The organism is Leifsonia sp. Root112D2, assembly GCF_001424905.1.
GTDB lineage: Bacteria > Actinomycetota > Actinomycetes > Actinomycetales > Microbacteriaceae > Root112D2.
In genome coordinates this window covers 1,276,749-1,297,830 of record NZ_LMCU01000001.1, presented here as the reverse complement: position 1 = coordinate 1,297,830, position 21,082 = coordinate 1,276,749, and the positions used below count along the sequence as shown (strand labels likewise).

20 protein-coding genes are annotated in these 21,082 nt (G+C 68.0%); 9 read left to right on the top strand and 11 right to left on the bottom strand.

Annotation, left to right across the window (positions count from 1 at the left end):
• The first annotated feature begins 10 nt into the window (after positions 1-10).
• Positions 11-2,326: a phosphoribosylformylglycinamidine synthase subunit PurL gene (gene purL, locus ASC63_RS06010; protein WP_055810797.1), complete on the top strand. Its 2,316-nt coding sequence runs from the start codon at positions 11-13 to the stop codon at positions 2,324-2,326.
• Between the two features lie 72 nt (positions 2,327-2,398).
• Here the strand turns inward: purL and ASC63_RS06005 are convergent, their stop codons facing one another.
• The 7 genes from ASC63_RS06005 to ASC63_RS05975 all read right to left on the bottom strand — a co-directional run bounded on the left by ASC63_RS06005 (position 2,399) and on the right by ASC63_RS05975 (position 10,280).
• Complete coding sequence (locus tag ASC63_RS06005; protein ID WP_235491908.1) at positions 2,399-3,367, bottom strand: SDR family NAD(P)-dependent oxidoreductase; 969 nt, start codon at positions 3,365-3,367, stop codon at positions 2,399-2,401.
• Entirely contained in the window at positions 3,339-3,659 is a 321-nt protein-coding gene (locus ASC63_RS06000; RefSeq protein ID WP_055810795.1) for a chorismate mutase, read from the bottom strand. Before ASC63_RS06000 ends, ASC63_RS06005 begins: the two co-directional genes overlap by 29 nt.
• Positions 3,660-3,785: 126 nt before the next feature.
• Positions 3,786-5,072 (bottom strand): adenylosuccinate synthase, encoded by a 1,287-nt coding sequence (locus ASC63_RS05995; protein ID WP_055810793.1) that lies wholly within the window; start codon positions 5,070-5,072, stop codon positions 3,786-3,788.
• Positions 5,073-5,276: 204 nt separating this feature from the next.
• A complete protein-coding gene (locus ASC63_RS05990) occupies positions 5,277-5,771 on the bottom strand; it encodes a DUF3151 domain-containing protein (protein ID WP_055810792.1) in 495 nt (164 codons plus the stop codon).
• A 96-nt stretch (positions 5,772-5,867) separates the two neighbouring features.
• Positions 5,868-7,643 (bottom strand): phospholipase C, encoded by a 1,776-nt coding sequence (locus tag ASC63_RS05985; RefSeq protein WP_082487294.1) that lies wholly within the window; start codon positions 7,641-7,643, stop codon positions 5,868-5,870.
• Between the two features lie 58 nt (positions 7,644-7,701).
• Positions 7,702-9,018: an iron uptake transporter deferrochelatase/peroxidase subunit gene (efeB, locus tag ASC63_RS05980; RefSeq protein ID WP_082487292.1), complete on the bottom strand. Its 1,317-nt coding sequence runs from the start codon at positions 9,016-9,018 to the stop codon at positions 7,702-7,704.
• On the bottom strand, positions 9,015-10,280 hold the full coding sequence (locus tag ASC63_RS05975; protein ID WP_055810789.1) for an EfeM/EfeO family lipoprotein: 1,266 nt from the start codon (positions 10,278-10,280) through the stop codon (positions 9,015-9,017). The genes efeB and ASC63_RS05975 overlap by 4 nt, the downstream gene beginning before the upstream one ends.
• A 210-nt stretch (positions 10,281-10,490) precedes the next feature.
• Between ASC63_RS05975 and ASC63_RS05970 the strand changes: the two genes are divergently transcribed.
• The 5 genes from ASC63_RS05970 to ASC63_RS05950 all read left to right on the top strand — a co-directional run bounded on the left by ASC63_RS05970 (position 10,491) and on the right by ASC63_RS05950 (position 15,576).
• Positions 10,491-11,138, top strand: a complete 648-nt coding sequence (locus ASC63_RS05970) for a TetR/AcrR family transcriptional regulator (RefSeq protein WP_055810787.1) — start codon at positions 10,491-10,493, stop codon at positions 11,136-11,138.
• Positions 11,135-11,764: a hypothetical protein gene (locus tag ASC63_RS05965; protein WP_055810785.1), complete on the top strand. Its 630-nt coding sequence runs from the start codon at positions 11,135-11,137 to the stop codon at positions 11,762-11,764. The genes ASC63_RS05970 and ASC63_RS05965 overlap by 4 nt, the downstream gene beginning before the upstream one ends.
• Positions 11,761-13,668: a YhgE/Pip domain-containing protein gene (locus tag ASC63_RS05960; protein WP_055810783.1), complete on the top strand. Its 1,908-nt coding sequence runs from the start codon at positions 11,761-11,763 to the stop codon at positions 13,666-13,668. Before ASC63_RS05965 ends, ASC63_RS05960 begins: the two co-directional genes overlap by 4 nt.
• A 151-nt stretch (positions 13,669-13,819) precedes the next feature.
• A complete protein-coding gene (locus ASC63_RS05955; protein WP_235491898.1) occupies positions 13,820-14,719 on the top strand; it encodes a metallophosphoesterase in 900 nt (299 codons plus the stop codon).
• Entirely contained in the window at positions 14,716-15,576 is an 861-nt protein-coding gene (locus ASC63_RS05950) for a MurR/RpiR family transcriptional regulator (protein WP_055810781.1), read from the top strand. Before ASC63_RS05955 ends, ASC63_RS05950 begins: the two co-directional genes overlap by 4 nt.
• Positions 15,577-15,716: 140 nt before the next feature.
• Here the strand turns inward: ASC63_RS05950 and ASC63_RS05945 are convergent, their stop codons facing one another.
• From ASC63_RS05945 to ASC63_RS05935, 3 genes are all read right to left on the bottom strand, one after another.
• Positions 15,717-16,352 carry a TrmH family RNA methyltransferase gene (locus ASC63_RS05945; protein ID WP_055810780.1) on the bottom strand — a complete coding sequence of 212 codons (636 nt, stop codon included), beginning with the start codon at positions 16,350-16,352 and terminating at the stop codon, positions 15,717-15,719.
• Positions 16,353-16,362: 10 nt separating this feature from the next.
• Positions 16,363-16,941, bottom strand: coding sequence for a TetR/AcrR family transcriptional regulator (locus ASC63_RS05940; protein ID WP_055810777.1), 579 nt, complete (start codon positions 16,939-16,941; stop codon positions 16,363-16,365).
• Between the two features lie 81 nt (positions 16,942-17,022).
• Positions 17,023-17,394, bottom strand: a complete 372-nt coding sequence (locus ASC63_RS05935; protein ID WP_055815015.1) for an SPW repeat protein — start codon at positions 17,392-17,394, stop codon at positions 17,023-17,025.
• Positions 17,395-17,591: 197 nt separating this feature from the next.
• Between ASC63_RS05935 and ASC63_RS05930 the strand changes: the two genes are divergently transcribed.
• Positions 17,592-18,353, top strand: coding sequence for an HAD-IIA family hydrolase (locus ASC63_RS05930; protein WP_442915064.1), 762 nt, complete (start codon positions 17,592-17,594; stop codon positions 18,351-18,353).
• Here ASC63_RS05930 and ASC63_RS05925 read toward each other — a convergent pair.
• Positions 18,272-18,997, bottom strand: coding sequence for a hypothetical protein (locus ASC63_RS05925; RefSeq protein ID WP_055810773.1), 726 nt, complete (start codon positions 18,995-18,997; stop codon positions 18,272-18,274). The genes ASC63_RS05930 and ASC63_RS05925 overlap by 82 nt on opposite strands.
• 209 nt (positions 18,998-19,206) lie before the next feature.
• On the opposite strand from ASC63_RS05925, the gene ASC63_RS05920 reads away from it, so the two are divergent.
• Together ASC63_RS05920 and ASC63_RS05915 are read left to right on the top strand one after the other, a co-directional pair.
• Complete coding sequence (locus tag ASC63_RS05920; RefSeq protein ID WP_055810770.1) at positions 19,207-20,427, top strand: sensor histidine kinase; 1,221 nt, start codon at positions 19,207-19,209, stop codon at positions 20,425-20,427.
• Positions 20,424-21,080: a response regulator gene (locus ASC63_RS05915; RefSeq protein WP_055810768.1), complete on the top strand. Its 657-nt coding sequence runs from the start codon at positions 20,424-20,426 to the stop codon at positions 21,078-21,080. The genes ASC63_RS05920 and ASC63_RS05915 overlap by 4 nt, the downstream gene beginning before the upstream one ends.
• Positions 21,081-21,082 lie beyond the last annotated feature (2 nt).

The window sequence follows — 21,082 nt, the reverse complement described above, 5'->3', positions numbered from 1 at the left end:
GCACGCGTACGTGACCGAGACCGCGCCCGACACCGTTGCCAACGCCATTGCGAACCCCGAACGTGAGCAGCCGTACGCGGCGCTCGGGCTGACAAGCGACGAGTACGCGAAGATCCGTGAGATTCTGGGCCGACGCCCCACGAGTGGCGAACTGGCCATGTATTCGGTGATGTGGAGCGAGCACTGCTCGTACAAGTCGAGCAAGAAGTACCTGCGCCAGTTCGGCGAGAAGGTCACCCCCGCCATGAAGAAGAACCTCATGGTGGGCATGGGCGAGAACGCCGGCGTCGTGGATGTCGGCGAAGGCTGGGCGGTCACCTTCAAGGCCGAGAGCCACAACCACCCCAGCTACATCGAACCGTTCCAGGGTGCCGCGACCGGCGTGGGCGGCATCGTGCGCGACATCATCTCGATGGGCGCCCGCCCCGTCGCGGTCATGGACATGCTGCGCTTCGGCACCATCGACGACCCGGATACCGCCAGGGTCGTGCACGGCGTGGTCTCGGGCGTCAGCTTCTACGGCAACTGCCTCGGCCTGCCGAACATCGGCGGCGAGACCGTCTTCGACTCCGTGTACCAGGGCAACCCACTCGTCAATGTGCTCTCGGTGGGCGTGCTGCGCCACGAAGACCTACACCTGGCCAACGCCCGCGGCGTGGGCAACAAGGTGGTGCTCTTCGGGGCGCGCACCGGCGGAGACGGCATCGGCGGGGCATCCATTCTGGCCTCTGACACGTTCAGCGAGGGCGGCCCCACCAAGCGCCCCGCCGTGCAGGTGGGCGACCCCTTCGCCGAGAAGGTGCTGATCGAGTGCTGCCTCGAACTGTTCGCTGGCGAGCTGGTCGAGGGAATTCAGGATCTCGGTGCTGCTGGCATCTCCTGCGCCACGAGCGAGCTGGCCTCCAACGGCGACGGCGGCATGTTCATCGAGCTGGAGAAGGTGCTGCTGCGCGACCCCACGCTCACCGCCGAGGAGATCCTCATGTCGGAGAGCCAGGAACGCATGATGGCGGTGGTCACCCCGGAAAAACTCGAGGGCTTCCTCGCGGTGACCGCCAAGTGGGATGTCGAGACCAGCGTGCTCGGCGAGGTGACAGACACCGGGCGCCTCGTGATCAACTGGCACGGTGAAGAGATTGTGAACGTCGAACCGCGCACCGTCGCCGTGGACGGCCCCGTCTACGACCGGCCGGTGGAATACCCGAGCTGGATCGACGCGCTGCAGGCCGACACGGCATCCGCTCTGCCCCGACCGGGCGACACCGACACCGACGAGCTGCGCGAGCAGTTTCTGGCACTGCTCGGCAGCGCCAACCTGGCCGACAAGAGCTGGGTCACCAACCAGTACGACTACTTCGTCGGCGGTAACACGGCGCTGTCATTCCCCGACGACGGCGGCATGATTCGCGTCGACGAGCAGAGCGGCCTGGGCTTCGCCATCGCGACGGATGCCAACGGCCGCTTCTCCCAGTTGGACCCCCGCCAGGGCGCGCGGCTGGCCCTCGCCGAGGCCTACCGCAACGTTGCCGTCACCGGCGCCGTTCCCGCCGCCGTCACCGACTGCCTCAACTTCGGCAGCCCCGAGAACCCCGAGGTCATGTGGCAGTTCTCCGAGACCGTCGAAGGGCTCTCGGATGCCTGCCTCGAGCTCGAGATACCGGTGACGGGCGGCAACGTCTCCTTCTACAACCAGACCGGCACCGCGCCCATCCACCCGACCCCGGTCGTCGGCGTGCTCGGCGTGATAGACCACGTCGACCGCCGCATCCCGAGCGGCTGGCAGGACGAGGGCGACAACATCTACCTGCTCGGCATCACGCGCGAAGAGCTCGACGGCTCCGCGTGGGCCGGCACGATTCATGGGCACCTGGGCGGGCATCCGCCGGTCGTCGACCTGGCCGCCGAGAAGCAGCTCGCCGGATTACTGCACGCGGGTGCGTTCGAGGGACTCATCACCGGCGCCCACGACCTCGCCGACGGCGGGCTCGCGCAGGGCCTGGCCGAGGCCGTCATGCGCTTCGGCGTCGGCGCGCGCGTCTGGCTCGGCGACATCATCGAACGCGACGGCGTGGATGCGGCGACCGCCCTGTTCTCCGAGTCCACCGGCCGCGTTCTGGTGTCGGTGCCGCGCGAAGACGACGTGAAGTTCAAGGGCCTGTGCGAGGGCCGCGAGTACCCGGTGCTACGCATCGGGGTGACGGATGCCGAGGTGGGCACCCAGCCCGTGCTCGAGATTCAGGATGTCTTCACCGTCGGCATCGAGGAGTTGCGCGCCACGCACCGCGCAACACTACCCGAGCACTTCGGCGCCGTCGTCGGCGGCTAATCGCCCCTCTGGTCTCGATACGGCCGCGGGCGGCCTCCTCGACCACCGGCCGCGGGACACCCACGCGAGCGGCTACAGGGTGAACGGCACGCCGGTGTAGCGCTCGGCGGCGGCCCAGAGGCGGGCGGCGATGGCCGCATCCGTGCTCGAATGCGGCGCGGCGTTCAGCGCGGGCCGGCCGCGCACGAGAAACCGCGGTCCCCAGTACTGCCCGCCCGTCGCATCCGCATCGGCGACGGCGCGCACCGCCGCCCAGGCGCCGCGCTGCTTGCTCTGCGCCATCACGCCCTGCACCGTGTCGATGAAGCGCTTGGTGGCGCTCGGCTCGTTCACGCCGGGGATGCGCGGGCTCAACCCGCCGATCGAGTATCCCGGATGCGCGACCAGGCTCTCGACGCCGCTGCCCGCGGCCCGCAGCCGGCGGTCGAGCTCGAAGCCGAACGATTGCACCGCGATCTTGGACTGGGCGTACGCACGCCACCCGGTATAGCCGCGCTCGAGCTGCAGGTCATCGACGCGAAAACCGGAGAGGCGGCTGGCCATGCTGCCCATGCTCACGATGCGGGCGCGTCCGACGATCGCCGCGGTGCGCTCGAGCGCCGGCATCGTGAGCGCCGCGAGCGCGAAGTGGCCGAGCAGGTTCGTGGCGAGCACGATTTCGTGGCCGTCCACAGTCGTCGACCGGGTGCGAGGTGGATGCACCATGCCCGCGTTCTCGACGAGCGCGTCCACGCGATCGAAGCTCAGGATGCGCTCCGCCGCGGCCCGCACCGAGGCGGGGTCGGCCGTGTCGAGCGAGATGCGTTCGACGGATGCGCCGGGCACGCGGCGGCGCAGGGCGGCGAGCGCGGCATCCGCTCGCTTCTCGTTGCGGCACGCCAGCACGATGTGTGCCCCGGCACCCGCCAGTTGCTCGCTCATGAAGTAGCCCAGGCCCGCGTTGGCGCCTGTGACCACAATTCTCTGGCCGCTGAGGTCGGGCAGCCGAGCCGGATCCCAGCCCTGCTGAACGCTAATTGACGCTGTCCGGGCTCGCGTCACGCATCCCGGCGGCCTCCACGTGGTGGTGGATGACCTCGGCCACGACGAAATTGAACCATTTCTCGGCAAACTCGGGGTCGAGGTGGCTCTCTTCGGCGAGGGCGCGCAGCCTCTGAATCTGGTCGCGCTCGCGAGCCGGATCGGCCGGCGGCAGGCCGTGCTCAGCCTTCAGCAGGCCCACCTCCTGGGTGAACTTGAACCGCTCAGCCAGCAGGTGAATCAGGGCCGCGTCGATGTTGTCGATGCTGCGCCGGATGCTGCGCAACTGCTCGATCGCGTCGTCTTCCGTCATCGAAGCCTCATCTTCATCTCGTGCCCATGGGCTCGCGCGAAACCCGTCCGCGTCGATTGTACCGAGAGCGGCCCGCTGAGAAAGCCACTCGGGGCGGCCACTCGATGTGGCCGCTCTCGGCAGCGCTCAGCCGACGAGGTCGTGGCGCACGACTATCGCGTCGCGGCCGGGGCCGACGCCGATCGCCGAGATGCGCGAGCCGCTCATCTTCTCCAGCGCCAGCACGTAATCCTGGGCGTTCTTGGGCAGATCCGCGAACTCGCGCACTCCCGTGATGTCCTCGCTCCAGCCCGGGAACTCCTCGTACACCGGAACCGCGTGGTGGAAGTCGCTCTGCGAAGAAGGCATCTCGTCGTGACGCACTCCGTCGACCTCGTATGCCACGCACACCGGAATGGTCTGCAGCCCGGTCAAGGTGTCGAGTTTGGTGAGCACGAAGTCGGTGACGCCGTTGATGCGCGTGGCGTAGCGCGCGATGAGCGCGTCGTACCAGCCGGTGCGCCGCGGGCGGCCCGTGACGGTGCCGAACTCCGCGCCGGCCTCACGCAGCCAGTCGCCCTGCTCGTTTTCCAGCTCGGTGGGGAACGGGCCGGACCCGACCCGCGTCGTGTACGCCTTGACGATGCCGATGACCCGGCTGATGCGTGCCGGGCCGATGCCCGCACCGATCGCGGCGCCGCCGGCTGTGGCGCTGGAGGAGGTGACGAACGGATACGTGCCGTGGTCGACATCCAGCATCGTCGCCTGACCGGCCTCGAAGAGCACGTTCTTGCCGGCGTCGAGCTGCTGGTTGATGAACAGGCTCGTGTCGGCCACCATCGGGCGAAGCCGCTCGGCGTAGCTGAGCAGATCGTCCACGATCTCGTCGACGGAGAACGCGCGGCGGTTGTAGACCTTGACGAGCAGGTGGTTCTTCTGGTCGAGAGCGCCCTCGACTTTCTGGCGCAGGATGTTCTCGTCGAACAGATCCTGAATGCGGATGCCCACCCGGTTGATCTTGTCGGCGTACGCCGGCCCGATGCCGCGGCCCGTCGTGCCGATCTGACGCTTGCCCAGGAAGCGCTCCGTCACCTTGTCCATGGTGCGGTGGTACTGCGTGATGACGTGCGCGTTCGAGGAGACCTTGAGACGGGAAACGTCGACGCCGCGCGCGATGAGCGCATCCAGTTCCTTGAAAAGAATCTCGATGTCGACGACGACGCCGTTGGCTATCACCGGGGTGACGCCGGGGGTCAGGATGCCGGAGGGCAGCAGGTTCAGCGCGTACTTCTCGGTGCCGATGACGACCGTGTGGCCGGCGTTGTTGCCGCCGTTGAACTTGACGACGACATCGATGCGGCTGCCCAGCAGGTCGGTGGCCTTGCCCTTGCCCTCGTCGCCCCATTGGGCGCCGACGATCACTATTGCTGGCATGTGGTGCTCCTCACGGTCAGTTCACTGGCCGGACTCGAGGCGCAGCGGCGCACCGTTCGGGTCCACCCCATAGTACCGAAGCGCGCAGACACTGGCTGGTTGAGGAGGACTCGAGGAACGAGGGTCCGTCTCGAAACCCGCCCGCGCCACGCAGGTTTCGAGACGCAGCCTCGTTCCTCGGCTGCTCCTCAACCAGCGGAAGGGTCAGTCGGTGCCGCGGATGACGATGGCCTCGGTGGGCGGCGAGATGATGGGGATGGCCTGCGTCGGCGCCCCCTCCAACTCGAGTTCGGCGAGCGCCGCGGGGTCTGCGCCACGCAGGAAGTCGGTGAGTCTGGTGACCTCGCCGACCTCGCCGATGGCATCCGCCGCCCGCCGCAACGCGAAGAGCGAGCGCAGCACGCCACGATTCGGCGCATGCGCCCACGGAATCGGGCCCTGCCCCTTCCAGCCCGCCCGGCGCAGCGCATCCAGGCCGCGGTGGTAGCCGACGCGCGCGTACGCATAGGACTCGAGCGCGTCGTGAGGCCGGTACACGGCGTCGGCCAGCATGGCCCACGCCAGCGGTGACGACGGATGCGCGGCCGCTATCTCGCGCAGCCGCCCGGTATCGCGGCCCGCGTCGGCGAGCGCCTGACGCACCTCCGGCTCGTCGGCAAGTCGGGTTTCGGGCACGCCCAGCAGGTTGTCTCCGCTCATGCCTCGATGCTAGCCCCGAAGCACGTCGAGGCGACGATGCGAGTCGCGATCCTTGGATCGGCCCACACCGTCGCCTCGAGTGTGCTGGGGATTCAGCTAGACAGCGTGGCTGCCGCAGCCGGCGCCGCCGTGACCGCCGTGACCGCTGTGGCCCCAGCCGACACCATGGTTGCCACCACTGTTCCCGTTCCCATTCCCGTTCCCGTTGCCATTGCCATTGCCATTGCCATTGCCATTGCCATGACCGTTGCCACCGTTATCGATCGGCTCGATCGAGCTCACCGAACCGTTCGAGGCGAGCAGTACCCGGCGCTCCTGCGGCCTGGCGAAGTCGAACATGTCGGTGAGAGTTCCGGCGCGCTCGTCGAACGACGCGTCACCGATGCGACCCGTCGACCAGTTGTCCTCAATGAACTTGAGCACCGAAGTCTGCTCCGTCGCCGTGTGCGACACGTAGTTCTTCTTCGCATATGGCGAGATCACGAGCAGCGGCAGCCGCTGGCTCGGGCCACAGCGATCCGCGTAACCGGATGCCGCTGCCGGCCCGCTCGTGCAGATCGTGCTGTCGCCGGCGGCATCCGCCGTGTCGGTCGAGCCGTTGAGGATCTTCGGAGCGACGTGGTCGTACCAGCCATCCGAGTCATCGTAGGAGACCACGATGGCCGTGCTCGACCAGGACTTCGACTTCTGGATCGCGTTGATCTGCTTCACCAGAAACTTCTGCTCGTCGAGCGGGTCGGAATACGACGCGTGACCATCCTGCGCCTCAGGTGCCTTGACGAACGACACTGCTGGCAGATTGTTCTGCGCCAGCGCGGTGTCGAAGCTCGTCAGGTCGTACTGGTGGTTGGCGCGGTCGGTCTTGCCGATCATTGCCGCCGAGGAGGGTGCCAGGTGATGCGGGTTCGACGTGGACTTGTAGTACGCGAACGGGTTGTGGTGCGGCGAGTAGTCCCTCGACGCGGCGCCGGCGACATTCGTCGTCGTGCTCGCGCAGCTCGAGTACGAGCCGGCCGATCCGTTCGATGCGGTCGTGGGCGTGAAGCCACCCTGGAACCAGCCCCACGTCACCTTCTTCTTATTGAGCAGGTCACCGATATTGGTGCCCTTCATGCTCGCCAGCGCCGACGTGGAGGTGTGGTTGCTGTCCGAGCAGTCGTCGTAGGCGGGATCGGGGTCATTGATCACCGTTCCGACTCCGGATGCGTCGGGCGAGCGCACCGCGTAGCTGCTGGCGACCGGCGCGAGAGTCACCGAGTCGAGGGCCTGTGCTCCGTGGGTCTGACCCGAGATCAGGTTCAGCGCGCCGGGGGTGGACGGCCCAAAGGTGGTGTCCCAGCTGTTGTCGCTCATGGCGTAGTTCTGCGCGTAGTTCCACATGCCCGTGACGGTATTGCCGTCGTAGTAGTCCATCGCGAGACCCGGGCTGCCGTACTGGCCGCTACAGGTGTCGGTGCTGGTGTTCTCGACGAACTTGTCCATCGCCCCGCCGTTGAGGGCCTTCTGCTCGGCGCCGTAGTTGTGGTTCTGGTCGCAGGTGACGGCCTGGTCCGGCGTCAGGCGGCTCGGGTCATAGGCATTCGGGTTGTTCGTCAGCAATCCTGCGGTGACGAGGTTGTTGACCTTCGGAGTGCCCTTGGCCGCCGTGAATTTCGTGCCATCCGTGTTCTTCGCCGTGGGGTACGTGGCGAAGTAGTGATCAAAGGAGATGTTCTCTCCGAAGATCACCACGAGGTGTTTGATGGGAGTTGCCGTGCCTTCGGAGTGGCCGTTTGGACTGGCGAGTGCCGGTGCGGCGGCACCGAGCGCGAGTGCGCCCACGCCGAGTGCCGCGACCGAGAACAACGCCGCCCGTTTCGTGCGGGCGCTCATTCGTTGGAACACAATGACCTCTGCTTTCTTCTCATGGTGAATTTCGTGATCAGACGGTTCAGCTGGAGAGCAGCGAGCGGCCGAGCCAGTCGCTGCGGTTGGTGACCCCGGGCAACGCAAAGAAATAGCCGCCACCGAACGGGGAGATGTAGTCGGCGAGTGGTTCGTCGGCCAGGCGCTTCTGCACCGTGACGAATTGGCGCTCGAGATCCTGGTTGAAGCAGCAGAAGACCAGTCCCATGTCGAGGTTGCCGTTGCTGTCGATTCCGGAGTCGTAGTTGTATCCCCTGCGCAGCATGCGAGAGGATGCCGTGGCCGCGGTACGCGGGTTCGCCAGCCGCATGTGGGCATCCATCTGAATGACATCGCCGGTCGGGTCGAGTTCGTAGTGCGGGTCATCGAACTCCGCGCTCGCCGTCAGCGGAGCGCCCGAGTCGCGACGACGGCCGAACATGTTCTCCTGTTCGTGGATGGATACGCGATCCCAGAACTCGACGAGCATGCGGATGACCCGCACCACGTGATACGAGCCGCCCGCCGCCCACGCAGGCTCGACCGTCGCATCCGCCCAGACCAGAGTGTTCATGTCGTGCGCGCTGGAGACCTTCGGGTTGGCGATGCCGTCTTTGAAGCCCATGAGATTGCGCGGCGTGCCGCTCGGGCGCGGCGGCGAGACGAAGCCGTCCTGGCGCCAGCGCAATTGCATGGCCCCGCGCGTGGCCCGGGCGATGTCGCGTATCGCGTGCAGCACGGTGTCGGGGTGGTGGGCGCAGATCTGCAGCAGCAGGTCGCCGTCGCACACCTCGCGTCGCAGGGCGTCGTTGGCGAAATCCTGCATGGTACGCAGTCGCACCGGCGCACGCCCGGCGAGCCCGTAGCGTGCGTCGAAAAGGCTGGCCCCGACCGAGAGCGTGATGGTGAGGCCGTCTGCCACGACCACCGGCCCGAGCACTCCGGAGTCGGCCGGCGGCGCGGTGATGCCAACCTCGGCAGGGGCGCCGCCGGCGGTGAGGAAGCGTGCGCGCTGAGTGATGGTGCGCAATAGTTCCTGTAACTCGGCACGATCGACGGCCGTCACGTCGAAGGCCAGGAAGGCTGCGCTGGCCTGCGACGGCGTGAGGATGCCCTGCTGGTGTTCGCCCTCGAAACGAGAGGAGGCCGCGGGGGCAACGGCGGATCCCGCCGCGTGCGCCGCTTGCCCCGGCGCGACAGCGGCGAGGGAAGCGGCGATCGGCGCCGCCAATCCGGCCCCGATCAGGCCGTGCATGAAGCCACGGCGGCCGATTGCGGCGGCTTCGTGCGGTCGCTGCGCGCCGCTTGCCCCGCTCGCGCTTCCCACACTCCTCTCGCCTGTGCCGATATCGCCGTCGCTCATGTCGCCCTCCGGATGTCGCAGATGGAGGCGATGGGCGCGAGAAGCTCGACCGTCTCGCCCAGCGTTGCATTGAGCCATTCACGATCGGAGCGGCTCAGGGATTCCACGGGTGCCCAGCTGCCATCCTTGCGGTGGAACGACGCGACGACCGCCGCCGAGCGCGTCAGCCAGGCATCCGTCTTCGCCAGCTCGGGGTAGCGGGTCGCCAGTATTTCGCGCAGTGGCGCCAGCGCGGCGCGGGTGCCATCGATGTTGGCGGAGACGGTGGCGAGATCGGTTCCGGAGCCGGCATCCGCCCGCCCGGTGAGCTCGAATTGCACGGCGTTCTCGAGAATCTCATGCGCGCGCAGGCCGATCTCGAGCGGGTCGATACGCACGGTGGCGAACGTCGCCTGCAGTGTTCGCACGCTCTTCAGCAGTCGCTCGGTCACCGGTGCGATGGCGGATGCGGCATACCCGCTCCACAGCATCGCCTCCACCCGGTGAAAGCCGCCCAGCCCCGCATCCGTCGCTGCGGTCGCGCCAAGCGCGGGCAGGCCATTGATCTCTGCATCGAGCTCGCCGAACGCGCCATAGGCGGCGCCGAGCCGCTCATATTCGAGGTGGGCGGTGAGCCACGCCCGACGCGCGGCGGGCAGGTCACCGGCGGCGACCTGCCCGTTCAGGGCCGTCACCGCCGAGACGAGCGTGGGCAACTGGGCGGTGATCCAGGCCGTGTATTTTTTCGAGGGTTGCAGCAGATCATTCGCGGTAACGGGCACGATGCCCGGAGTGAGCCCCGTCGTCACGCCGGAGTCGGCGATACGCGCCACGGGCCCGAGCACTGCACCGTTGTCGGCCGGCAGGCAGACGAAGCGGTAGCGGCCGTCACCGAGCGTCACTGTTGCGGGCAACGAGGCGCCCGAGCCGAGGCTCTCGACGTCGAGGTAGACCGCCTTCGTCGAGGCGTTCTGCAGGTACACCTCCATGCCGGCGATGGTGATGTTCGTCAGTACGAAGTGCTGCGCACCGCCGCGCGGCGCACGCCACTCGCTCCCGCAGGAGTCGAGCCCGAGCCGCAGCGTGGTCGCCGTGCGATCCGCTGCCGCATGCCCCGGTCGTTCGCCTCCCGGCCCTGCGCCACCCGTCCCTGCGCCGACTGGCCCTGCGCCACCCGACCCTGCCGCCGCCAGCACGATGCCCACGACCAGCACGGCCACCGAGTATGCCGCCACGATGCCGACCCCGAGTGAGCCGGCGCGATTCGGGCGGGCAGTGTGCATCGGCGGGAGTTCTCACTTCGAGGATCGTGTGGCTGGGCCCCGATCGAGGACGGGGCAGCATTCACGGTAGAACCCGTCGGGCCGCCCGATCCGGCATTTTCTCAGCCCTTCACAGAGCGTTCATCTTCAGGCCCCCCAACGGGGGACAAGTCGACATTGAAAGGCCGGCATAAACTTGCACATTAATGTGCAAGTTATTATTCTGAGGTGATGAGCTCAACCGTTGTGCGCGCCCCGCGGCGCGATGCCACCGAGAACCGCGAGGCGCTGCTCGCCGCCGCGAAGACCGTGCTGCGCGGCGACCCGGATGCCTCGCTCGAGTCGATAGCGCAGCACGCCGGTCTCACGCGCCGCGCCGTCTACGGCCACTTCGCCAACCGTGACGAGCTGGTCGCCGAGGTGCTCACCCGGGGCGCCGAACGCATCTCCGCCGCCCTCGTCGCCACCAGTCACGCCGACCCTCGCGTGTGGATAGCCCTCATCGGCGCCCGGCTCTGGGACGAGGTGGCCGATGTGCGCATCATGGCGCAGCTCGCCGTGCGCGGCCCGTTCCGCGCGCAGGTGGGTGCGGCGCTGGAGCCCCTGCGACGCCAGTTGCGCTCCACCGTGAGCCGCGGCATCCGTGACGGAATTCTGCGACGCGACATCGAGCCGCACACGGTTGCCCAGCTGCTCGAGGACTCCGTTCTCGCCGTGCTCGATGAGGCGACCCGCCGCGGTTTGAACGGCGCGGAAGGCCACCGACTCGTCATGCTGAGTGCACTGAGCACTGCCGGTCTCTCCTGGCGTGAGGCGGGCGTGCTCGTCGATTCGACGCCGATACTGTCGAACACTATTCAGCGGGGGGTGGCGAAGTGAAGGTTGTCGCCGAGGGTGTGAGCAAGGGCCGCGACGGCGCCGCGCTGCCGCTGACCAGCGTGAGTTTTGAATCGGGCACCGCGATGCTGGTCTCGGCCGAGACCGCCCAGCGCCCCTCCGTTCTCGGCCTCATCGCCTCGGGCCGCATGCGCCCCGACACCGGCACCGTCACCATCGACGACGTTGCCGACGCCGGCGGGCTGCGCGACCGCGTCGCCCTCGTCGATGCCCCGGATGTCAGTGAGCCGGAATCCGACGTCACCGTTTTCGGCGTGGTCGCCGAAGAACTCATGTTCGCGGGTCGCGCCGCGCACCCGCGGGCGACCCGGCAGATGATCGCCGACCTGGGATTCACCGACTGGCGCTCGTGGACCATCGGCACGGTACCGCCGGCCGTACGCATCCGCATTCTCACCGAGCTGGCCGTCATGCGCCTGGATGTCGAGGGTGTCGTGATCACCGCGCCCGACCGGCACGGCGGCGACCCCGAGGAATGGTGGGGAATTGCCCGCGACCTCGCCGAACGCGGCTATGCCGTGCTCGTGATCGCCGGTGACGCAGCGAGAGCCGCTCTCGGAACAGGACAGATGACAGCCCCAGGGACCGAACCAGAGGTGCAGGAATGAAGATCCCCGCCATGATCGCGGCAGAGCTGCGCCGCCTGACCAGTAGCAGGATGGCCGTGATCGCGCTCATCGCCCTGGTGGCCGTGCCGGTGCTCTACGGCGGCCTCTACCTCTGGGCCAACCAGGATCCGTACGCGAAGCTCGACCAGGTTCCCGTGGCGCTCGTCGTCGACGACGCCGGCGTCACCAGCGACGGCGCGTACTCAAACTACGGCGACGAGGTGGCCTCACAGCTCATCAACGATGGCACCTTTCAGTGGCACCGCGTCTCGAGCGGCACCTCGGCACACGGGGTGGGCGACCAGAGCTACGACTTCAGCGTCACTCTGCCGAAGGACTTCTCCGCGTCGCTGACCTCGTCCAGCGGAAGCACGCCGCACCAGGCGAAGGTGATCCTCACCACGAACGACGCCAACAGCTACCTCTCCTCCACCATCGGGCAGCAGGCCATCAAGACCATCCAGGCCTCCATCGTCAAGAAGGTCAACGAGCAGGCCGCCGGCACCTTCCTGGCTTCCCTTGCAACCATCCGCACCAATCTGCAGGATGCGACGGCCGGGGCCACGAAACTGGCCGACGGCGCGTCCACCGCGGCCGACGGTGCCTCCCAGCTCGCGGCCGGCACCGCGAAGCTGGCGAGCGGATCGGCGAGCCTGCGCGACGGCCTGAATACCCTCGCGTCGAGAACGGCCTCGCTGCCCTCCCAAACGGCGCAGCTGGCATCCGGTGCGTCGCAGGTGGCGGCGGGCAACGGCAGGCTCGCGAACGTCGGCGACCGGGTGGGTTCCCTCTCCCAGCAGGCGGCCAATGCGGTGCCGACCGCGCGCGCCGACATTCAGAGGCAGCTCGCTTCCCTCGTCGCCTCCGGTGCCCTCACTCAGGCGCAGGCCGATGACATTCTGTCCACGCTCGATGGGCTCGGCTCGCGGGTGACAACAGCGAACTCAACGGTGCAGGGGGCCGTCTCGCAGATCGATCAGCTCGCCAGCGGTAGCAGGCAGGTGGCCGACGGTGCGGGGGCACTCGCGGATGCGGCACCGCAGCTCTCCTCCGGGGTCGCGAGCGCGGCATCCGGTGCCCGCCAGTTGGCCGATGGGGCCTCGGCCGCGAACAGCGGCGCGGCCACGCTGGCCAACGGGCTGCCCACGCTGCGTGACGGAATCGTGAGCCTGCGCGACGGCTTGCAGGACGGCGTGAACAAGATTCCCGCCACGACCGAGGCCTCGCGCGCGGCGCAAGCGAAGAACATCGCCGACCCGGTGAAGATCCAGAGCTCGGCCGTGACCTCGGCCGGAACGTACGGCGCCGGGCTCGCCCCGTTCTTCGTGGCACTGGCCGCCTGGATCGGCATCTACGCGCTCTTCCTCATCGTGAAGCCGGTCTCGCGTCGGGCCATCACGGCGTTGCATTCGCCCGTCAAGGTGACGCTCGCCGGCTGGCTCACGCCGGGGCTGCTCGGCGCGGTGCAAATGATCGGCCTCTTCGCGATAGTGGCCGGGGCTCTCGGCTTCACCGTGCAGAATCCGCTGGGCGCCTTCGCCTTCATGCTGCTCGCCTCGGTGACCTTTGCCGCCATGATCCTTGCCCTCAACGTGTGGCTCGGCAGCGTGGGTCAGTTCCTCGGCCTCGTGCTGATGGTGCTGCAGTTGGTGACGGCGGGAGGAACGTTCCCGTGGCAGACGCTGCCCGCCCCACTGGCGGCGCTGCACCATGTGCTGCCGATGGGCTTCGTCGTGGATGCCCTGCGCCAACTCATGTACGGCGGCAATATCGACACCGCCTGGCGCGATGCTGGCGTGCTCGCGCTCTGGCTGCTCGGCGCGCTCGTGCTGGCCACGATCGGCGTGATCCGCATGACGCACTTCCGCACCCTGCGCGACCTGCGCCCCAGCCTCATCGGCTGATGCGCGGTGGAGCTTGGAGAATCGCGCCAGCGATTCGCGACCCCAGCGCCGAGCGAGCTTGCGAGCGAGGGGAACCTCAGGAGCACGCGCTCGATACGCTCCCACCCTGCGGCTCGCCCGAGGCGTCAGGGGCAGTCGGTATGGTGAACGCGTGACGGCATCCGATGAGCGCCCCCTGCGCATTCTGCACCTCTCCGACACCCACCTGTTCGGCGACGACACGCTGCACTACGGCATCGTCGACACCCAGGCCGCGCTGCGGCGCGTGCTCGAGCGCGCGGCCGAACTCGATGCGATCGACCTGGTCGTCGCATCCGGAGACCTCTCCGACGACGGTACGGATGCCGCCTACCGCCGCCTGCGTGCGCTCATCGACCCGTGGGCCGCGGCGCGCGGCGCCGCCGTGGTCTATGCCATGGGCAATCACGACGATCGTGCCGCCTTCGAGCGCGTGCTTGGCGCGCGGGATGCCGTCACCCAGGTGCGCGGATACCGCGTGATCACTCTCGACAGCTCCGTGCCCGGTGCCGGCTACGGTGACCTCGACGCGGCCCAGCTCGACTGGCTGCGTGCGCAGCTGCAGCAGCAGCAGCCAAGCGAACTCGGCACGGTTCTCGTGGTGCACCACCCGCCCGTACCTGCCGCGACGGCACTGCTTGCGGCGCTGCAACTGCAGAACCCGGGCGAACTGCTGGCCGCGGCAGCGGCATCCGATGTGCGCGTGATTCTGAGCGGCCACTACCATCACGCCCTCGTGCAAGAGGCCGCCGGCATTGCCGTGGTCGTCGCCCCCGGCATCACCAACACCTCGGATGCTCTCGCCCCGGCCGGTCGCGAACGCGCGACGATCGGTGCCGGCTTCGCCCTCGTTGAGGTGCCCGCCGTCGGCGACGTGCGCGCAATGTTCGTCGCCGCGCCCGGGCCCGACGACGGCGCCGTGATCTTCGACCTCGACGAAGGCGAGGTGGCGCGCATCGCGGAGGCTGCCGGGCCCGCATCTGTTTCGGCATCACACGGCGGGCTGAACCCCACACCGGACTCCGGGCGATGACCCCGAACCGACCCGGCGAGGTGATCGCGACCATCCGCTCGCTGCTGCCCTCGCTGCTGCCCACCGAGCAGGCGGTGGCCAGCGTGCTGCTCGCCCGCTCGTCCGAGATCGTCGAGCTCAGCTCGCAGCAGGTTGCCGACGCCGCGGGCGCGTCGCGGGCGACAGTCGTACGCACCTGCCAGAGCCTGGGATTCTCGGGCTACCAGCAGCTGCGCGTTCTGCTCGCACGAGACGCCGGCTACGAGCCGGCGAGCATGGCTGCGGCATCCGCGGGTGTGGGCGCCGCGGGCATCGTCGGCGACGCGTTTCGGCATGTCGCCGCGGGGGTCACGGCCATGGTCGCGCTGCTCGACGACGACGCGGTCACCCGCGCGGTCGAGGCGCTGGCCACGGCGACCCGGGTTGTCGTCGTGGGCAACGGTCTCTCGGCCCCGCTCGCGCTCGATGCCGCCGCTCGCTTCACGAGCATCGGTCGCGCCACCGAGGCACCGCACGACGTCATCGGCCAGCAGATCACGGCACGGCTGCTCACGGCATCCGATGTGCTGCTCGTCATCAGCGGCAGCGGCTCCAACGCCTCAACGTTGCGAGTGGCGGATGCGGCCGTGGCGGCCGGCGCTACCGTGATAGCCATGACGGCATTCGCGCGCAGCCCGCTCACGCAGATCGCCGCCGTGAACCTCGTGGTGACGATGCCGGATCTGACCTTCCGCGACGAGATCACGCTCGCCTCTCGGCTGCCGCAGGCCATTCTCATCGAGGGCCTGGTCGCAGCGCTCACCCAGCGCCTGGGAGCTGACGCGGTGCGCGCCAAGGGTCTCGCCCTCGACGTGATCAGCGACAACCTGGCCGAATAGCCCTTCGCCGCCGGTCGAGTAGCGCGGCACGAGCGTACCGAGACCCGTCCGCCCATCTGTGAGACGACGTGAATCGATGTTCGCCGGCCATGGGAACGTCGATTCACGTCGTCTCACGGCGCAGGACGGCGCAGGACGGCTCAGCCGAAAGTCACGTGCTGCGTCACCCAGGCGTGCATGGCGACGGCGGCCGCGGCGGAGGCGTTGATCGAGCGGGTCGAGCCGAACTGCGAGATCTCGACCACGGCATCCGCTGCGGCAATCGCCTCATCGGAAAGCCCCGGCCCCTCCTGGCCGAACAGCAGCAGGCATCGTTCGGGAAACGCAAAGGTCTCGATGATCACCGAGCCGGGCACGTTGTCGATGGCGATGATCGGCAGCGACTCGGAGGCCGCCCACGCGACGAGAGCGGCGACATCCGGGTGGTGCATCACGTGCTGGTAGCGGTCGGTCACCATGGCGCCACGCTTGTTCCAGCGCTTGCGACCCACGATGTGCACGGTGTCGGCGGCGAAGGCGTTCGCGCTACGCACGATCGAGCCGATGTTCATGTCGTGCTGCCAGTTCTCGATGGCCACATGAAACGGATGCCGCGTCTCGTCCAGATCGGCGACAATCGCCTCCATGCGCCAATAGCGGTAACGGTCGATGACGTTGCGAGTGTCACCATGCTCCAACAGCTCGGGGTCGTAGTGCGGGTCAACCGGACGTTCGCCCTGCCAGGGCCCGAGACCGTGCGTCGTCAGTTCGTGGCTGGGGTTCTCGGGTTCTGGCACAGCTTCGACGTTAGCCGACGACCGCCGGATGCTGCCCCAGACCGGAGCAGATCAGTTGCGCAACGGGAAGCAGCTCTTCGCGCGAGGCATCCGACATCACGGCAGTCCGCGGGCGGGCCGTCATGATCGCGGCCCAGGCTCGGACTGCCGCACGCAACGTCTGCGCGGCGACGGGCACTCGCAGGCTCGCGGACAGCACCTGCTCGATCGTGGTGTGCAGGGCACGTACGTGTGCGGTGAGGCCGGCCATGACCTCGGGATGCGTGTGCTCCTCACGCCAGACGATCACGCGCATCACCTCGGAGTCGGCCTGCAGCTGAAGCAGCTTCTCGCTCACGTTCAGCAGGGCGCGCACCGGGTTGCCCGGCACGATGAGCGGGGCGGCATCGATCGTCGCGGGGCCAAGACGCTCCCCGATGAGCGAGGAGAGAATGTCGGTCTTCGCGGGAAAGTAATAGAAGAGCAGCCCCTTCGGCACCTCGGCCGTCGTGGCGATGAGCGAGGTTGCCGTGGCATCGAAGCCATGCCGGGCGAAGAGTTGCTCCGCGGCGTCGAGAATGCGGGTGCGGGCCTCGGCCACACGGGTCATCGATGTGTTCCTCTCAGACAGACGTGGGGCGGCAGAGTTGCTGCCGCCCCACGCAGTTCGACTGGTTCAGCGTTCCCCGGATCAGTGCGCGGCCTGGGCGCCGTGGTGCGTGGTGCCATGGTGCGTGCGCATGGCGGGCTGAAGCGCCCACACGCCTACGATCACACCGATCGCGCCGCAGATCCACGAGGTCCACGCTGCTCCCGCCTGCGTGGCGTAAACGCCGACCCACGGCGAGATGAACAGCAATGCGCCGATCACGGCCATCACCCATTCCATCGACACGAGGCCGGGCATTGCCAGGCTCCACACTCCGGCCGCAATGAGCAGAATGCCCAGAACGATCATGAGCGCGACGGATGCTCCCGCTGCCGTCACCCACATCGTGGCCAATGCCGCATAGAGTCCGGCGGCCACGGCCACCCAGTCCTGCCAACGCGTCCACTTCTTCATCGAAATCATCTTCCTTTCGTCAGATGGCTCCCGAAGGGGTCATTGGCTCCATTCTAGCTTTGGTTGACCGCCCGGTCAAAACTATTTCGCGGACTCGAAGGCCACCGCAGCCACGGGGAAGCCCCGCTTAGACTGATGCCACAAGGAAAGGGGCGCGCGTGAAGAACCGCGACGACGTCGAATGCTGGCTTACCGACATGGACGGCGTGCTCGTGCACGAGAACCACGCCCTGCCCGGCGCGCGCGAACTCATTCAGCAGTGGCGTGACACCGGCACGCCCTTTCTCGTGCTCACCAACAACTCGATCTTCACGCCACGCGATCTGAGCGCGCGCCTGCGGCTGTCGGGGCTGGATGTTCCGGAGGAGTCCATCTGGACATCCGCCCTTGCCACCGCCGCCTTTCTCAAGTCGCAGGCCCCCGGCGGCAGCGCCTTCGTGATCGGCGAGGCCGGCATCACCACCGCGCTGCACGAGGCCGGCTTCATCATGACCGAAACCGACCCCGACTACGTGGTGGTCGGCGAGACGCGCAACTACTCCTTCGAGGCCATCACCAAGGCGATTCGCCTCATCTCAGCCGGAGCGCGTTTCATCGTGACCAACCCGGATGCCACGGGGCCCAGCGCCGAGGGACCGCTTCCGGCCACCGGCGCCATCGCCGCGCTCATCACCAAGGCCACTGGTCGTGAGCCCTACGTGGTGGGCAAGCCGAACCCCATGATGTTCCGCTCGGCGATGAACAAGATCGGCGCGCACTCGGAGAATACGGCGATGATCGGCGACCGCATGGACACCGACATCGTGGCCGGCATCGAGGCGGGCCTGCACACCATCCTAGTGCTCACCGGCATCAGCGACGAGGCTGAGATCGCACGCTATCCCTTCCGCCCCGACGAGATTCTCGGCGGCGTGGACGAGCTGCTCGCGGCGGGGCCCATCGAATCCGACGTGGAGTAGCGCCCGCGCCGCGCGGGCGCCGCACGCAGAAAGCCCACCGCCATCCAGCTCGTCGCGGCGAGCAGCACGAGGTGCGAAACGATCGGTCCGACGTGACCGGGCACGAGCAGATCGGCGATGGGGAACAACAGAAACAACAGCACCGCGGGGATCGGCACGCGACGAGAGCGCCACAGTGCGATGACGAGCAGGATGATGCCAATCACGTTGCCCCCGAGAAACATCACGGTCAGCGTCGCGCCGATGGTGTTACCCACTGCGCCCTCGAACTGAACCACAGCATCCGCCTGGCCGCCTGTAGCGAGCTGCAACTCAAATGCCTGGGCCATCCGGATGCCCGCGAAGCCCACCAGAGAGACCACTACGGCGCAGGCGGCCACGAGCGCGAGCCGCGGTGAGCGCGCCGAGGCGCGATGAGCCAGACCGAGCAGCGCGGGGAACAGCAGAATCGTGCCGACAAGGCCGACCAGCACCGCCACGGTGAAGCGAGCGGGCGCGGCGGCGATCGCGGCGAAGTCGTCACCGGTCGATCCGCCGGTGAGGGGCGAGAGAATCGCCTCGACCGCCTCGGCGAGGGGTGCGGTGATGAGGCACAGACAGAAGAGAGCCGTGCGGGGACGATGCGGGACCGGTGTATCGGCCATGGGAATGTCCTTTCGTGAGGGGCACCCGGGGCGAGCGCCAACTGATGCCGCCAGCGTAGAAAAGCGGGACAGTGCGGCGATTCCCGCTGCCGGGCGATTCCGTCGGCCGAGCGGATGGTTCCTCGAGGCGGTGTCTCGGCCAGTCGAACGAGCCCGCGCTCACCCGATCGGCCGATGACGCCGGCCCGCCTGGGTCATACTCTGGGATCATGCAGCGCTCATGGCGGAGGCTCTTCGGCCTTCCGTGGCCCGATCTCGTGATGGCGATGCTGCTCATCGCCGCCGCGATAGTGACGACCGCGCTCGATGACGCCGTGCTGCATCCGATCACCGAAATTGTCGCTACGCTCACCGCCGCATCCGTCGTGCTGCGCACACGCGCGCCGATGGTCATGGCGATCGTCGCGTCCATCGGATGCGTGGTTCTCTCTCAGCTTCCGGGCGCGGCCACTCCGCTGTGGGCTTTCGCGACAGTGCTCGTGCTCGCGTTCTCCGTAGCGGATCACCTTCGTGGCATCTGGGCAGGCATCGCGCTCGTTCTTATTCTCGCTGCGACATTCATCATTCAGGTGGGCACGAGCACATCGACCGTCGAGATAGTGTTGACGCCACCGATCATCGTCGGCGCTCCGGCCTTGGCCGGCTGGTTACTCGCCCGCTCGCGCGCACAATCCGAGCGCCTGCGTCGGCTGACCGCCGAGCTCGCCGCCGAACGCGAGAGGCATGCCGCCCTGGCCGCGGAGGCCGAGCGCTCGCGCATCGCCCGCGATCTGCACGACATTCTTGCGCACACTCTCAGCAGCATCGCCGTGCAGGCGGGAGCTGCACAGCAACTGCTCGCCGCATCCGATCCCGCCATGGGCCCGGTGGAACACGTCATGACCTCGGCCAGGGAAGGGCTTGCCGAGGTGCGCTCGCTGCTCACGGTCGCGCGCGGCAGGACCGGCCCTGATGTGGACCCTCGGCCCGGTCTGGAGCGACTACCGGAGCTCGCGGCGACCGATGGTGCCACCCTGACGATTGTCGGATCTCCCGTCGCCGCGCAGTCGGGAGTCTCCCTGGCGGCCTTCCGCATCGTGCAGGAGGCCTTGACGAACGCCCGCCGCCATGCGCCCGGAACGCGGCCACGTGTGACGGTCACGTATGAGCGGGGTGGCCTGCGCATCGTCATCGAGAACGAGATCCGTGCCGGCGCGCCCGGGCACGCCGACCCGGGCGGCGACCGCGGCAACGGGCTCGTGGGCATGGTCGAACGGGCCGCGGCCCATTCCGGAACCGTGCAGGCCGGGCCGAGCGACGATGGCAGCCTGTGGCGCGTACGCGCCACTCTGCCCTACGGCCGGGCGGCGGAATCGCCCGCGCAACCCCCGTCGCCAGCTCCATCGCCGGCGCCGAGCGAGGTCGTCGCACCAGCAAAGGCCGCCCGGTGATCCGCATCGTCGTCGCGGACGACCAGCTGCTCGTGCGTAGCGGCTTCCGCATCATCCTCGAACAACAGCCCGATTTCGAGGTGTGCGGGGAGGCCATGAACGGGGCGGAGGCCGTTGCGCTCGTACGTGAACTCGACCCGGACGTGGCGCTCATGGACATCCGGATGCCTCAGCTCAATGGGCTCGACGCCACACGCGCGATAGTGCGCGAATCCCCGCGCACCCGTGTGCTGGTGCTGACCACATACGATCTCGACGAGTATGTGGTCGCCGCTCTCCGCGAGGGCGCGAGCGGTTATCTGCTCAAGGACGTGAACCCCGCAGAGCTCGTGCGTTGTGTGCGGGCCGTTGCCTCAGGGGAGACGGCGCTTGCCCAGGTGGTGTTGCGCCGCATGGTCGACGAGTTTCTGCACCATGACGCCGCATCCGCCGACCCGGTCATATTCGAGCGATTGAGCGAACGCGAACGCGCGGTGCTGACTGAGCTGACCCGCGGGATGACGAATGCGGAGATAGCCGCGGCACTGGTCGTGAGCCCTGCGACAGTGAAGACGCACGTCGCAAGCATCCTGTCCAAACTCGGCCTGCGAGATCGGGTGCAAGCCGTGATTTTGGCATACGAGACGGGATTTGCCGGTTCGGGTGCGCGCTGAAG